At 33.8% G+C, this 14,781-nt stretch carries 12 protein-coding genes and 2 tRNA genes; 1 reads left to right on the top strand and 13 read right to left on the bottom strand.

The features are described 5' to 3' along the window. The first annotated feature begins 92 nt into the window (after positions 1-92). The gene (locus ACMAYS_RS14705) at positions 93-1,589 is read left to right on the top strand and encodes a bacteriohemerythrin (RefSeq protein WP_412463532.1); all 1,497 of its coding nucleotides are present in this window, start codon (positions 93-95) and stop codon (positions 1,587-1,589) included. 6 nt (positions 1,590-1,595) lie between these two features. Here ACMAYS_RS14705 and ACMAYS_RS14700 read toward each other — a convergent pair whose 3' ends face one another. The 13 genes from ACMAYS_RS14700 to ACMAYS_RS14640 form a co-directional block, all read right to left on the bottom strand. Further along, a complete protein-coding gene (locus ACMAYS_RS14700; protein ID WP_103218546.1) occupies positions 1,596-2,576 on the bottom strand; it encodes an alpha/beta fold hydrolase in 981 nt (326 codons plus the stop codon). A gap of 98 nt (positions 2,577-2,674) precedes the next feature. Then, on the bottom strand, positions 2,675-3,238 hold the full coding sequence (locus ACMAYS_RS14695) for an outer membrane beta-barrel protein (protein ID WP_103218547.1): 564 nt from the start codon (positions 3,236-3,238) through the stop codon (positions 2,675-2,677). A gap of 120 nt (positions 3,239-3,358) precedes the next feature. Further along, positions 3,359-3,446, bottom strand: a tRNA-Ser gene (locus ACMAYS_RS14690). A 14-nt stretch (positions 3,447-3,460) separates the two neighbouring features. Then, a tRNA-Ser gene (locus ACMAYS_RS14685) sits at positions 3,461-3,546 on the bottom strand. A gap of 59 nt (positions 3,547-3,605) precedes the next feature. Continuing rightward, entirely contained in the window at positions 3,606-6,773 is a 3,168-nt protein-coding gene (locus ACMAYS_RS14680; protein WP_412463531.1) for a hypothetical protein, read from the bottom strand. Positions 6,774-6,804: 31 nt separating this feature from the next. Continuing rightward, entirely contained in the window at positions 6,805-7,794 is a 990-nt protein-coding gene (locus tag ACMAYS_RS14675; protein WP_412463530.1) for a hypothetical protein, read from the bottom strand. Further along, complete coding sequence (locus ACMAYS_RS14670) at positions 7,784-8,623, bottom strand: hypothetical protein (protein ID WP_392993893.1); 840 nt, start codon at positions 8,621-8,623, stop codon at positions 7,784-7,786. Before ACMAYS_RS14670 ends, ACMAYS_RS14675 begins: the two co-directional genes overlap by 11 nt. Then, complete coding sequence (locus tag ACMAYS_RS14665; RefSeq protein WP_103218551.1) at positions 8,620-9,906, bottom strand: hypothetical protein; 1,287 nt, start codon at positions 9,904-9,906, stop codon at positions 8,620-8,622. Before ACMAYS_RS14665 ends, ACMAYS_RS14670 begins: the two co-directional genes overlap by 4 nt. Continuing rightward, positions 9,903-10,163, bottom strand: coding sequence for a hypothetical protein (locus ACMAYS_RS14660; RefSeq protein WP_103218552.1), 261 nt, complete (start codon positions 10,161-10,163; stop codon positions 9,903-9,905). Before ACMAYS_RS14660 ends, ACMAYS_RS14665 begins: the two co-directional genes overlap by 4 nt. A 428-nt stretch (positions 10,164-10,591) precedes the next feature. Then, the gene (locus ACMAYS_RS14655; protein WP_103218554.1) at positions 10,592-11,416 is read right to left on the bottom strand and encodes a hypothetical protein; all 825 of its coding nucleotides are present in this window, start codon (positions 11,414-11,416) and stop codon (positions 10,592-10,594) included. A 26-nt stretch (positions 11,417-11,442) separates the two neighbouring features. Further along, a complete protein-coding gene (locus ACMAYS_RS14650; RefSeq protein ID WP_103218555.1) occupies positions 11,443-11,742 on the bottom strand; it encodes a hypothetical protein in 300 nt (99 codons plus the stop codon). Between the two features lies 1 nt (position 11,743). Continuing rightward, a complete protein-coding gene (locus tag ACMAYS_RS14645; protein WP_412463529.1) occupies positions 11,744-13,219 on the bottom strand; it encodes an NADH-quinone oxidoreductase subunit N in 1,476 nt (491 codons plus the stop codon). Positions 13,220-13,237: 18 nt separating this feature from the next. Beyond that, positions 13,238-14,770 (bottom strand): complex I subunit 4 family protein, encoded by a 1,533-nt coding sequence (locus tag ACMAYS_RS14640; RefSeq protein WP_392861301.1) that lies wholly within the window; start codon positions 14,768-14,770, stop codon positions 13,238-13,240. Positions 14,771-14,781: the final 11 nt, after the last annotated feature.

Below are 14,781 nucleotides of genomic sequence, written 5' to 3'. Positions count from 1 at the left end.
TCAATAATCTCTATAGTGGAAAATTCTTCTTTCCTGACTATTATCAGTAAAATTTCGCTCTAGAAACATGATATTCATCCGATAATGAGTGCATGAAAAATATAAACTATGTATTCACTCCATTATTTTTATCGACCACTATCACAGGACTTAGCGTTTACTATAGTCAGATTAGTCTAACTCAAGGACTTGCTTTCTTTAGCGCACTTATTCCTTTCACAATCTTTGCAGTTAAAGAAAGAAGAAAGCATCGAATTAATCTTCAATCATTTGTACAAAAGCTAGATTACTTACAACGAAATATCGTTGGAACGAATGCACAGTTTTTTGAATCATGTGAGCAACTAGACGAAAGTACAGAAGAGCAAGCAAGTGCCGTTATTCAAACAAGTGCAACGAGTGATGAAATCAGTGCCATGATTACTAAAACGACAGGATCAATTGACTCATTTGAAGCAAATATAAAAGAGATCAATGGACTAATCAGTAGAAGTGATCACTCTCTATCTAAACTTGAAAAGAATATCCAATCAAGTTTAACAACAAGTCGTGATATTACTAATTCTCTTAGTGATATCGTTGTGAATCTAAATGGATTCCTATCAACATTTACTGACGTTGAATCAAAAGCAATGCTTATTAATGATATTGTTTTCCAAACAAAACTACTTTCATTCAATGCTTCGGTTGAAGCCGCACGTGCAGGAGAACACGGAAAAGGGTTTTCAGTTGTAGCGGAAGAAATCGGTAAGCTTGCATCAACTAGTGGAGAAAGTGCTGAGGCGATCAATGCGACTCTTCATGAAGCACAATTAAAACTTAATACTCTAATTTCAAATATTCAAGAGAACAGCAAAAGCCTTAATGAAAGGCTTGATCAAACAGCTGACTCTTGTGACAACACACTTCAAGAATTTAGACACAGCTTTAATCAAACTAATGATGAAACAATGAAGATGAACGAGCAAATTCAAGAAGTAACAATTGCGGCGAAGGAACAGGAGAATGGTGTTATCGAACTTCGTGATGCAATTCACGCAATTAATAACTCGACTCAAAGAAGTGCACTTGTTGTATCGCAAACACTAAATCTAGCAAATACAATTAGTCAGTACTTAGGTGAACTTTCGGGATCTATTAATAACACTAAGAAAACACAAAATATTACAATTAATGAAAACATTGAATTAATCCCTTGGGAAGATAAGTACAACATTGGAATTTCAAAAGTAGATGGTGAACACCAAGAATTACTACGTAAAATTAATAGCCTTATTAATTCAATGAATACTGGTAGAGGTATGAAAGAAGCTTTCCAGACGCTTAAAGAATACACTGTGTTCCATTTTGATGAAGAAGAAGAATACATGTTAAGCATTAACTACCCTTCTTATGAATCACATAAAAGGGTACACGAGAAACTTCTATCTGCCGTAGCACGTTTTGAACAACAGCTACACAATGGAACGCTAGAAAAAGATAAGCTAGCAAGTTTCTTAAAGAACTGGTTATTTACACATATTATGGGTATTGATACTAAATATGCAGATCATGCGAAAAAGCAGCGAACGACAAAGTTCGCTGCCTAAGCAAAATTAGAATTCGGGATAAAAAACTTTCGCGAATCGAGAATAATTTTCAAATTGAGGCATATGCCCTAAGCCATCTAATTCAATCAATTTTAGCTTAGGGTTATTTTTCTTTATGTCTTTACCAAGTTTTTGATATTGACCAAGTTTTCTCTTCACACCTTTTTTCTTCCACCCTCGACCTGGACCAGTTCGGTCACGAGTTCCTAAAATTAAAACTGTTTTTGCTTTAATTTTTGGAAATTTAACAACAATATTATCATTGAATATTGGCCCGTAAGTTAAAGCGGCATTCCAGGCAACAACATCATAATCAGGACCATTTAGCCATCCTTTAAAAGGAGTCAGAAGCTCTTCATAAGAATCGGCCCAAGTGCCATCATAGTAGTTTTTCTTTTGATAGTTTCTCGCACCATCAACTGTTTTATTTTTTTCAATATTATAAAAGAAGTCAGGATCTTTATATTCAGCATAATCCAGATAGGCTTCAAGACCGATTGGATTTACTAGAATAATTTTTTTAATATCTCGATACATTGAACCCATATTTACTGCAAGCATCCCTCCCATAGAGTGACCAACAAGAGTATATTTTTTTACGCCTATCGATTTTAGTAGATCATGAGTGTTCTTTGCCAACTGAGGAAAGCTGTAGCTATAGCTCTTTGGTTTAGAGCTTTTCCCAAAGCCAATTTGATCAGGAATGATAACTCGGTAACCTTTCTTCACAAGATCATTTGCGACTCTCTCCCAATAAAATCCTGCAAAATTTTTACCGTGCAGAAGTACTGCTACTTTATGTTTCGAACTTCCTATATCCATATAACGCATTTTTAGCTTTTGCCTTTGTGACGAAAGTTCAAAAGTCTTTACAGGAAATGGATAGCTAAATTCAGTTAATTCAGCGTCAAAGCTCAATTCATTTTTTGTATTAGTGGAACAAGATACAAGAAACACCGCTAGAATTAGCGTAGTTATAATTTTCATTTTACATCCTTTGTTAGCTTTCTAAATTTTAAAAATGACTAACAAGGATGTAAACCCATCTAACAAAGAGTTAACAAATCAAATGTTTAACTCGAATATTAGATTCGGATACCAAATCCTAATGATGACTGGAGCTCTTCTTTATCATCAGTGAAGATAACATTTACACCTGCATTTAGTGTAAATACATTCATTAGATTTATCGCAAGACCTGTACCAGCGTATGGATTAACATAGGTAGCAGGCTCTACAATCGTCGTTACACCGGCTTCTGTTCTTTCGTACTTACTATCTCTAGCATGAGCACCAGCTCTCAAATACCAATTAAGTGCACGTCCAAGATTAAATGAACTTCTAAGCCCAAGCATATAATTTGTCGATGAATCACTAATATCAATACCTGAATCAAATGACTCATCTTCCTTGGCCTGAGTTACCTCTGCTTCAAGTGATAGGTACTTTGGTCCATAATTAGCTCTAAGGCCATAAAACAGGCGACTAGACGTATGAGGAGTAGGAAGAATTTTTTGTACACGCTCATATCCTACAACTGGTTCAATTTCTAGATTGCCACTTTTAAAGCCACCAAAACTTCGCCCTTGAGCAAAAGTAGAAAGAGAAATAATAATTGTCAGTACTGCTAATAATAGTTGAGTCTTCATGAGCTTATTATCGCATGTCTATAGGGGCAACGTATCGAAGGGGTAAATTTGGCCTAACCTTAAATTTAGGCACAAAAAAAGATCGCTTTTGCGATCTGATAATAATTGGGAATTTTAAAATGGCGGAGAAGGCGAGATTTGAACTCGCGGTACCCGGAGGTACGACACCTTAGCAAGGTGCTGGATTCGGCCACTCTCCCACTTCTCCATTAAGAAAAAAAGTGGCGGAGGACACAGGATTCGAACCTGCGGAGCTCGCGCTCAACGGTTTTCAAAACCGCCGCTTTCGACCACTCAGCCAATCCTCCGCAAAATACAAATATTTTGCATTCGTGAGATATATTATTAAGATTCTTACACACATTTGTCAACGCTTTAATGCATTTATTAATGCAAGAATATTTTCCCTGTCTCTTGCAGCTGGGCTAAGCGTCAAATATCTCTGAAATTTATCAATCGCAAGGTTAGGTTGACCTAGCTCTTTATAGAGAAATCCCATCATCTTATTTAAGTCCGCATCGTTCGGATTAAGCCTGTTAGCGCGCTGAAAGAACTGTAGCGAGGGTACAAACTCTCGTGTTTGAAACGTTAGCTTACCCATTGAAAAGATCGCATCAAAGTAGTTCTTATTAATCTGGATTGCCTTAGATAAATTCTTTTTGGCCTCCTGAACTTTTTTGCCTATTAAATAAATTTCTCCTAGTACATAGTAACCAAATTCAGAGTTAGGATGCTTTTCAATTTCAACAAGTGCTGCTTTCTCTGCTTCTTTAAACTTTCTCTGGCTGAATAAAATTTTAGAACGATAATAATTTATTCTAGGATATGTAGGTAATCTCTTTTCTAAAATATCGATATGTTGATTAGCAAGGCCAAAATTATTCATATGAATATAAGTAATAATCAACTTCTCTCTTACAAGAAGATTACCAGGCTCATAGACAAGTAACTTAATAGCATTTTCTACAAGTTCTTTATAATTTCTTTCAATTTCTGAAACTTCTACTAAGTAAGAATAAAGTGCACCATCTTTCTTATTAAGACGATCTAGTACTTCTTTCATTTCACGATAAGCTTCATAGTTTTGATCACGATAATAGAAGACAGCAATTTGGCCATATAACTTTGGATTATCTCTATGCTCTAATAATTCTTGGCGTAGATATCCAATAGCGGTTGTAACACCGTCTGTTTCATAAAGGACCTTACTATTTAAAATCTTATAATCAATATTAGAGGGATTCAGTCCCATCGCTTCATTAAGGAAAATCTTAGTTTGTTTGAATCTCTTATTCTTAAAAGCAATTTTGGCCATTTCAAATTGAGCAACATCACTTAATGGATTAACTCTTATGGCTGCTTTAAATTTATCAAATGCCATTTTATCATTTGAAATAAGATTGTAGTAAAGACCAAGTAACATATGAAATTCAAAGGTCTCTCTAAACTTCTCACTTGTTGAAAGTGCCGATAATAAGCGTTTGGCCTCATCCTTCTTATAAGACATTATATTGGCCTTAATAAGAGCGTAGTTGATACGTGGGTTAACTGGATGTAATGCTCTTAGCTTTGTAAGCGTCGTGATAGCAAAGTCAAAATACCCTCTTTTAACTTGCAGCTCTGCTAAGTAGAGTTTTGCATCAATACTTGTTTCATCTAATGAAACAGCTCTAAGGGCCAACTCAAATGCTCTATCCCAGTTTAGAAGAGCGACTTCGTCCTTAGATTGTCTAATTAAGACTTTAATCTTACTCGTTGAAATAACCTTCTGTGTAAGATCACTACCTGCAACATCCAAAGTTGCTAGAGTGTCGCGTAGAGATTCATCATCATATATTTTTAATGATTGTTGAAAAAGCTTAGTCGCACCCTGGATGTCTTTATTATAAGCTTTAACAAAGCCCATAAATTTTAAACCCTGAGCAAAATTATAAGGAGATCCACCACCGTATTTTGCAATCAAAATTGATGCAATTTTATTAAGCTCCCCCATCTTTTCTAACTCTAAAAGTAAATCACCATAGATGATTAGAAATCGATAATCACTTTGAAATTTAGACTGATTCTCTGTAATAAGCTTTAAGGCCTGAGTACTATTTTCATTTAAAAGCAAATAATTAACCATCGCATCGATAGATTCGACGGTTCTAATTTTTGCGTTAAAAAGCTTATCATAGACAATCTTTGCCTTTTCAAGCTCTCCCGCCTTAAGTAGATAATTTAGATAAATTGAAAATAGCTTAATCGATGGTTTATTTGATTTTAAATAATTATATCTTTCTATTGTAAATATGGCAGTTTCATACTTTTGAAAGTAAGCATAGAATTGAGCTGCACCAATTACAACGTCAATATCAGATAAGAGCTTAGAGTCTTCGATTCTAATCAACTTCGATAATACTTGTCCCGCTTCAAACTTATTTTGAGTATCAATTAGTAAATCACTATACGAATGAATTAGTTTACTTATCGCCGGATTACCTGAGAACTTATATCGAAGCGAAAGATTAAATTTGTTTGCAGCACTGATTCTGTTTACGAATCCATCTTTTTTAAAAAAAGCCAAACCTTCTGTATAAGCAATCTGAGCCTTTTGAGGCTGTGCGATTTCAGTTGCAACAGGAAAGGAGATTTTTGGAACAACTACTGTCTCAATTTCCTTCTTTTCTTCCGGCATTAAAAATATAATGGCCACGACCAAAAAGAGTGCAACAGTAAGGTTTCTTTTCTTATTACTTGTTACTATTTTTTTCTCGGCCTTCTTCTCGATAATTTTCTTTTTAGGCTTCTTTTTGAGTCTACGCTCTTCTTGCATAATCTGAAGTTCAATATCACTATAATCTTCAGTTTTTGTAGGAAGCTCTTCCCTCTTAAGTTCTGCAAGATTAAACATCTGTGTTGCAGCATCTGCATCTACGATTTCTTCAGGTTCTGGCTCCGGCTCTTTTTCTTTGGATTCACCTGATTCACCATTATCATCATCTTCGTCATCAAGATCAAATTCATCTTTGAAATTATTGATGACAACCGTCTTTGCGATATCCTCATCGTCATCTGCTTGCTGCTTTTGTTTTTTGAGACTTGAAATATTAACAAGTACTGTTTTATCAATTGCAGGAGGCTCTTCCTCTAATTCGACTTCATCTCGTGCTTCATCTTCAAGCTCTTTTTTCGCTTTAAATTTTTCTTCAATTTCCTGATAGTCGATATCAATATCTTTATCTTTCGAAAACTTGAATTCATTAAATGCGGTTTTATCTTCGCCTATTAACGTATGATGTTTTTGCTCACTATCTGTTTGAGCATATTTCACTTCTTTTTCTGTCTTATCTTTAACTTGTGTAGGCTCTTCTATTTTTCTGAAAAGATCACTAAGTTCTGGAATAGCATTTACAGGGGCCCAATCCCCTGTTGGAAATTTTTGGAATAGACACGAATCATCGATTGCATCTTTATGACCCAGCTCAATTAATTCGGAAAATACAAAGGGGCCCAAAACCTTATTTGCTTTGGTTTTGACACGAAACTTTATCATGCCTTTATTATCCTAAGTATATGAAATTAAATCAAATATAGGCTTTGCGTGGACTATTTTTCACAATACCAAAAATATTTTGCCTGTAAGCTAGCGAAATAATCAGGAATATCGTTGAAAGTAACTGTAAATTCGTTAAATAATCAATATGCAAATAAACGATATGCCCAATAAGAAATAGATAAGCTACATGAATAATACTCATGAGCTTAGAAACTAGTGGTGAATAATCAACTTTATTTGCAAAAACTAACAAATATACGACTAGAAATAACTGATAAAAACTATCAAGACCAAAAGTCGGCAAATAGATAATTGCACTTGCTAAACAAATCGACATCAATTGAATCGCTTGAAAGCGAGTATCTACTTTAATAAAAGAAAAGATAACTTGCAGACTTAGAAATAGAAGATAGAAATAAGGACTAAGCTCAATATTTAAACCAATAAATCTCTCTAATACTGAAAGACAGAAAATATACTGTAGAATCGATAGATAAGGACGAATCTTCTCTTTAGGCATTAGTAGTGCCGTTGTTACGACAATCAAAATTTCGTAAAAGAAGTTACCCAACTCTACGCCTTGAAATTCTTTCACAAAGAAATAAACAACAGCAATTACAATCCAAGCAAGTATATAAAATAAACTATGCTCGCTTTTTTTATCTGTATCGAAGAAACATAAAGCCCCTAAGAGAAGAACAATATCCGTAACACCTGTAAAATTCCAAATATTAAAAAGTGAGAACCAAAGGAGCGTAAAACCTTTGAATAAAGATCGAAGATCTCCCTTACTATTAAAAAAGAAAAAAGAGAAAGTTACGGCCATTACAGCGAAGTAGCTTCTTTCTGTTGAAGAAAAAACATAGTCTTTAAATAAGAAATAGAAAACACCCAGAAATATTACTGATAGTATTGAAGTTCTCTGCTTCTCATTAATACCAGAATACTTTTCTAAAATTGAATTTAAAAAATATGTTACAGGATAAAAAAGTAGTAATGAATAAAAACTAGCTTGCATGGTTTAACTCCACACTCTTATTACAGAACTCGACAAAAATTGAGAGTAGAACAACTAACGGTATTAGCTTCGCTAGTCCAGTAAGAAATGAAAGGGATAAAATAATCGTTAGCATCGCTATATTCGATGTAATGATAAATTGTAAGCGATCCTTATATCCCTTAATAAATTCAGATAGGCCGAGTAAACTTAAAGCCGTTAATAATAACGGTAGGCCATGAACTTCATTTAATAATAAAATAGATATCGCAAGGATATTAATTGAATTAGTAACGCCTTCTCTGAAGTGAAGAAAAACTAATAAAATTACAATTAGTGGTATTACTAACAAAGACGTACTTACAACATAATCAGAATAATTAATTAAAGTTAAATATTTTAAGATGAAAAGTGATAAAAAAACACTATCGTCTTTAGAGAAAAATATGAAAATCAAAGATGATATGACAAGCGCGTAAAAAAGGTAATAAAACTTATCTTTAAAAATTAACAGTCCTAATAAATTTATAAATAAATAAGCTAAGAACTTAAAGTTATGTAACTTAGCAATTGATAGTAGCGACATTGATGCCAGTACAAATGTTGCCAAGTTTGCTGCACCAAATGTGACAAAGGACAACGGTGCCATCAGTGTTAAACTTAATGAATCTGACTTTCTCATTAAATATAGAGTAAAAAGCGCCCCAACCACAGGAAGAAAACCAAAGTTTATCCCTAAACTTAATCCTGAAAAACCAGTGTAATACATTACGCCACTTAAGAAGAAGCACAGAAGTGTAGAAAGGATGATCGAAGTCGCAAATGTTAGATGATCTCTATTTATTCTCATTTAGTTACCACCTGAATAATTAATACTAGAAAATAAGTGGCCATAATTATCATGCTTAATGCTCGTACACTACGATATGATAGAGCAAATACGCCCAAATGCGATTTTTGAATATTAAACTGCTGCTTAGAGCTATCCTTAAGAGCAAATACTCCATCTAAAAACGCAAATCGCTTTAAGTTACCTAAATTAATTTTTGTTCCGATTAAAGAAACACTAACCGGTAATTTCGATACAAATCCAAACACTATAAGACTCAATATAAGATAAGAGCTAATCGCATAATAAATAGAAGTCTTATCAACCTCACCGATGGCCCCTTGAAATAAAATTAAACCGAATGAAATTAGGCTCATTGTTATCAAACTATAAAGAAACTCAAACCATTGTAATCCGAACTTATTGTGTATTGTTGAATCCGTATTCAGTAATAAGATTATGATGGCAATAACAAAACTCAAAATAATAATTGTTAAATTTTGAATAGAGAAAGCTAATGTGAGTAAACCAACTATCCAGATCTGATCAAAAAGCTCATAAGAAAAGTACTTTTTTAGTACTTCTGACTCTAAAACTAATAGATTCTTTGTTGTAATAAGTGACTTACTTACGTAATAAAAAACTATAATCGACATAAGTAAGGTTTCTAAATTTAATAGTACCGCTATGATTGAAGAAAGTAAGAAAACTGTTTTAAATATAGTTGCCTTACTGATTACAGTTATAAATAGTAAAATCGACAATGAAATCAGAAAAACATTAAGCGTTGGAGATATATGCTGAATATTAGATAGCAATAACACTGACATGATCACACCGTCAGTAATTGCAAAATCTTCATCGCTTGAATGCATAAAACTTAAAAGTAAATATACTGTAAATAAATACTTAAAAGATGTAGATTTATCAACCAAAGTTAAAAAGCAAATAATTGCAATCTTCAAAATATCCAAAGAGCGATATTTTAAATCAGGCTTGGCAAAATTAAATAAACTACATGCACTAAAACCAATTATCTTTAGATTTATATCAACTGGCAGAAGTAAAACTGCAAATGGAAGTACTTCATAAACCTTACGTTGCCCCTGATCAATAACTAGATATGAGAGAACGAAAGGTATAATTGTATTGAAAAAATCAAACTCGACACCGGAGAAGAAATAAATAAAGTTCAATAAAATAGGAAAAATACTAATAAATGCTTTTCCATAATTATTTATACGATTACTAAAGTGTAATCCTATTAGAGAAAGGATAAATAATGAGATATTTATATAAATCATTTTAACCCCTGCCTTACTTTAAACTCTTTAAAAATAGAATTAATGATTAAGAAGATTGGTGCAGAATAAATAAAGATCATCACACCATCTCCTAAGCTAATCGACTCTTGTACTCTTAAATCGATCAGTAGTAGAAAAATTGTGATAATAGTAAAAAGAGAAAACAGCTTCTTAGTAAATCTCTTCGTAAAAAGATAAACGCCAATATTTATAACAAATAAAATTGAAAGAAGTGAAAATGGATCGATATTATGCATTCTTATCTCCATCTAAATTTACAATTGATAAAAATGCTATAAACACAAGCAAAACACTAAATTTCAGTAATATTGTCCAATCAACATGTGTATCGACATTAAAGTTATTAATGGCCCCAATTAAACCACCAGAACTTTTAAGGTGATAAATATTAACAGAAAACACACCTAGTATAATTGTCGTAAATAAAAAGTACGGTAAGTATTCAAAACGCTTAAAGCGTACTTCTGAGGTTGGAAAGCAATATTCAATAACACTTAAGATTAATATAAAAAGTGATAAGAAAATAAATAAGAAATACAATAATACCGTTGAAGATACTCCTAGAAAATTTAGAAGTAACATCGTAAGAGATATTGGATAGATAATCATTGTATATCTCTTTCTAGAGAATGCCGCTAATAAGAAAAATATTATAATTAAGATATTAAAATACATTGAATACCTTTGTTATACATAGAATCATAACAACCACTAAGCTATAGACAGTTCTACTTCTCGCACTAAGAAGTATTGTCGAGTAATCTTTCAAAGGCTGAAATTTTAAATATGTATTACTTAAAATAATTAACACTGCCTGAAAAAAGAGTACAAATAACGTTAAGACAAAATAATATAGTGGTACTGAATCAAACTTAGCTTTAAATAAATGTGACCAATCACTATTAGTAAAAGTTAAATTGATAAAGAATAAAGTAACTAAACATTGATATAAGAGTCTAACGTAAGAACACTGTATGCTTATATACTTCTTATCTGAATAAATAGTGCCGGCCTTAATAACTTCAACTTCAGTAGTATAAAAAAGAATTAATAACGGTAAGCTGAAACAGAGTTTTAAGAGAAAGATATTTGATTGAATCAGGGAATAAACTAATAATAATATGCTTAGGATAATTGCCTGAGTAAGTACAATTTGTGTTTTTTCAATTATTTCTGAACGAATAAGTGATAGCCTAAATCTGAAAATACCTACAAAAACTGTAGTTGCAATAATTAGAGCATAAAAAGGCAAGATGTAGCGTATTTCATTAGTTAATAAGAAATATGCACTAAGTGTTTGTCCAAAAATAGCTAAAAACAAAATAACTATAAAAGAATTAAAACTTAGAGCATCAACTCTTTCAATATTGTGAGTTGAAGCTAAGTACCTCTTTAAACTTAAGATCGGTAGTATCTCTTTTGAATTAAGAAGAGAACCCATTAATTGAATAACGATAAGCCATAGTGGCAAAGTAATAATTAGTTCCAAGAACTATCCTCTTTAATTTTAGATAATTACAAAATTAGTAGTATTAAAATTGTAGCAAGACCAATCAATATTGAATACGCTTCTTTGTAAAAATCTAGGGTTTGAGCACCTAGAATCACTACTGTAATCATGGCCACAACTTGAAAGACAATAAGAAGTTTAAAAGTAGCTTTAAGTGATTTTAAATTAGATTTGGCCAGATGAGACTCGCGATTAAGTTTCTTAAATGGAGCCTGGGCCACTTTAGGTTTGAAAAACAAGGGGTAGCCTAAGACTACCCCAAGAATTAAAAAGAAAATTAAAGATGTTAGTAGTACTAATTCCATACTACTTAATTAGGAGCAATGCTCCGTTAGCAAGAGCGATAAGCTTTTGCCAGAAAATACCAAGAAGTACAACTGGAAGCGTGTAAGCCCCGATTACTAGTTGGTTTACGAATCCTAGGCCACCAATTTGCTCATCAGACTCAGCATCTTTAAGAACCATTACACGAACAACTTTCATGTAGTAGTAAAGAGAGATTACAGAGTTAAGAGCTGTGATTACCGCTAGTACGTAGAATTTCTTATCAATAATTGCAGCTAAAATGTTGAACTTAGCAACGAATCCAGATAAAGGAGGAAGACCTGCTAAAGAGAACATTGTAATTGCCATAGCAATTGCCATAGCCGGATGCTTTTTAATAAGACCAGAGAAACGATCGATGTGATCATTACCGTAGTGATCTTGAATAAATGAAGCAACATAGAAAGCTACAAGTGTCATAAATAAGTAAGTTACAGAATAGAAAAGAATTGCAGTCCATCCTGATTTACCAAGTACGATCGCACCAAGCATCATTACACCAGCGTGTGAGATTGAAGAGAAAGCTAGCATTCTCTTAATTGAGCGCTGACCGATTGCTGATACGTTACCAACTGTCATTGTAAGAGCAGCTACAATACTTAGAAGAACTAACCAAGAGTCCTTAAGAACACCAACATCACCACCAAAGAATACTTGAGTAAGACGAGCAAATGCTACGATACCTGCAAACTTAGGAACTAGTGAGAAGAATGCTGTAACTGGCAGAGGTGAACCTTCGTAAACATCTGGAGACCACATGTGGAAAGGAACACAAGAAATCTTATAACCAATCCCTACAAAGAAAAGTAGAAATGAAGGAATAAGAATTGCTGTTTGCTCAGTTGAAAGAGTTGTTAGCATTGGCATAAGTTCAGAGAAGTTAATCGTTCCAAGCACACCAAAGATGTGACTCATACCAAATAACATCATACCAGCTGTTACACCACCATATAGAACATACTTAAGACCTGCTTCAGTTGAACGTTCATCGTTCTTCTTAAGAGCGGCCATTGCATATGAAAGTAGTGAAAGTGTTTCAATACCTAAGTAGAATAGAAGCATATTGTTTGCAGAAGCTAGAAGCATCCCACCGACTAAAACTCCCATTGCAAGGATTGTGTATTCAGCTTTAGTTCCTTCGTAAAGATCTTTTGAAATCTTAGAAAGATAAATAACACCAGCTGTACTTAGGATCATTACGATCTTTGCAAAACCTGAGAAGTGATCAATAACTAAAGACTTAGTAAAAATTTGTGTCGGCTCAACACCAAGTCCTTTGACTTGATAAATAAGCGCACAAAGTAGTCCAAGCATTGAACCCCAGTAAAACATGTTCTTTGAGCTACCTTTTTCATCATTTCCGTAAGTAGCTTCGATGAGGATTAAAGCCCCCATCGTGAAGCATATTAAAAGCTCCGGAATATAATGTGAGATACTCGCTAAATAATTTAAAGCCATTACTTCACCTATTGACTATTAAAAAGTCGCTAATAATGAAACTAGTTTACCTACAGAAGCCTTCATCATATCTAGTAATGGAGATGGCCAAATACCAAATAGGATTACTGCGATACATAGTGGAACCATGTAGAAGATTTCTCTAGCATTCATATCTGTATACGATTTGTTTTCTTCAATAACTTCACCAAAGAACATTCTCTTGAACATCCATAGAAGGTAAGCAGCACCAAGAAGAAGACCAACAACTGCAAGTACAGTAATTGTTGTAAATCTATTGTAGATCCCTAGGAAGATTAGAGCTTCAGAGATGAAACCTGAAAGTCCTGGAAGACCCATTGATGCGAACATCGCAATGATGAAAACAATCGAGAATTTTGGTAATTGTGTATAAAGACCACCAAAACCTTTAGTTCCGTCTGGTCTAACGATCCATCTGTGGTGAGATCTTTCATAAAGAATACCAATAAGAAGGAACATCATAGCTGTTGAAGTACCGTGGTTGAACATCTGAAGAACAGCACCGTTCATACCTTGAACTGTCATAGCAGCAAGACCTAGCATTACGAATCCCATGTGAGAAACTGAAGAGTATGCAACAAGTTTCTTAACATCTGTTTGTGCCATTGCACAGAACGCACCGTAAATAACGTTAATTAAACCTAGCCATGCGATAGCATCTGCAAAGTAAACAGAAGCTGATGGGAAGATTGGGAATGCAATTCTTAGGAAACCATAAGTACCCATCTTAAGTAGTACACCGGCAAGGATAACTGAGATCGCTGTTGGTGCCTGTACGTGAGCGTGTGGTAGCCAAGTATGGAATGGGAAAACTGGAACCTTGATTGCAAAACCGATGAAAAGTGCTACGAAGAATACTTTTGCAAATGGAAGTGCCATACCAAAGATATTTACAGTTTCGTTTACAAATTTACCGCCTGAAAGCGCTAGAATATTGAATGAATCAACACCTTGTCCTGTTACGAAGTATAGTGCAACCATACCAACAAGCATTAGGATTGAACCAAAGAATGTATATAAGAAGAATTTAACAGCTGCATATTCTCTGTTCTCACCACCCCAAATACCGATAAGGAAGAACATTGGGATTAGCATTACTTCCCAGTAAACATAGAACAGGAAGAAATCCATTGATAAGAATACACCGTAAACAGTTGATTGAAGCATTAGTAGTAATGCAAAGTATCCCTTAACTTGCTTTTTAACTGTCCATGAAGAAAGGATACAGATCGCAAAAAGTAGCGAAGTTAAAAGAACCATTGGTAATGAAATACCATCAATTCCTAGGTGATAAAAAATGTTAAACTGTGAAATCCAAGAATGTTTAATTGTAAACATTTCTTGCATACCTGGCACAGTGTTGTCGAATTTCATGTATAGACAACCTGATAAAACCAGCGTGATCACAGTATTAATCAAAGACCATACTCTAATTGCCGTCTCTTTCGTCTTAGGTAATAAAAGTACCCCAAGAACACCGATCATAGGCATCCACAGAATCCAACTTAATAGATTAGAATGTGCGTTCACTGTAACTCCTT

It is taken from the genome of Halobacteriovorax sp. RT-2-6, from assembly GCF_047085025.1.
Lineage (GTDB): Bacteria > Bdellovibrionota > Bacteriovoracia > Bacteriovoracales > Bacteriovoracaceae > Halobacteriovorax_A.
Note: the sequence above shows the minus strand (reverse complement) of the source record. Positions and strands in the feature narration are given on the sequence as shown.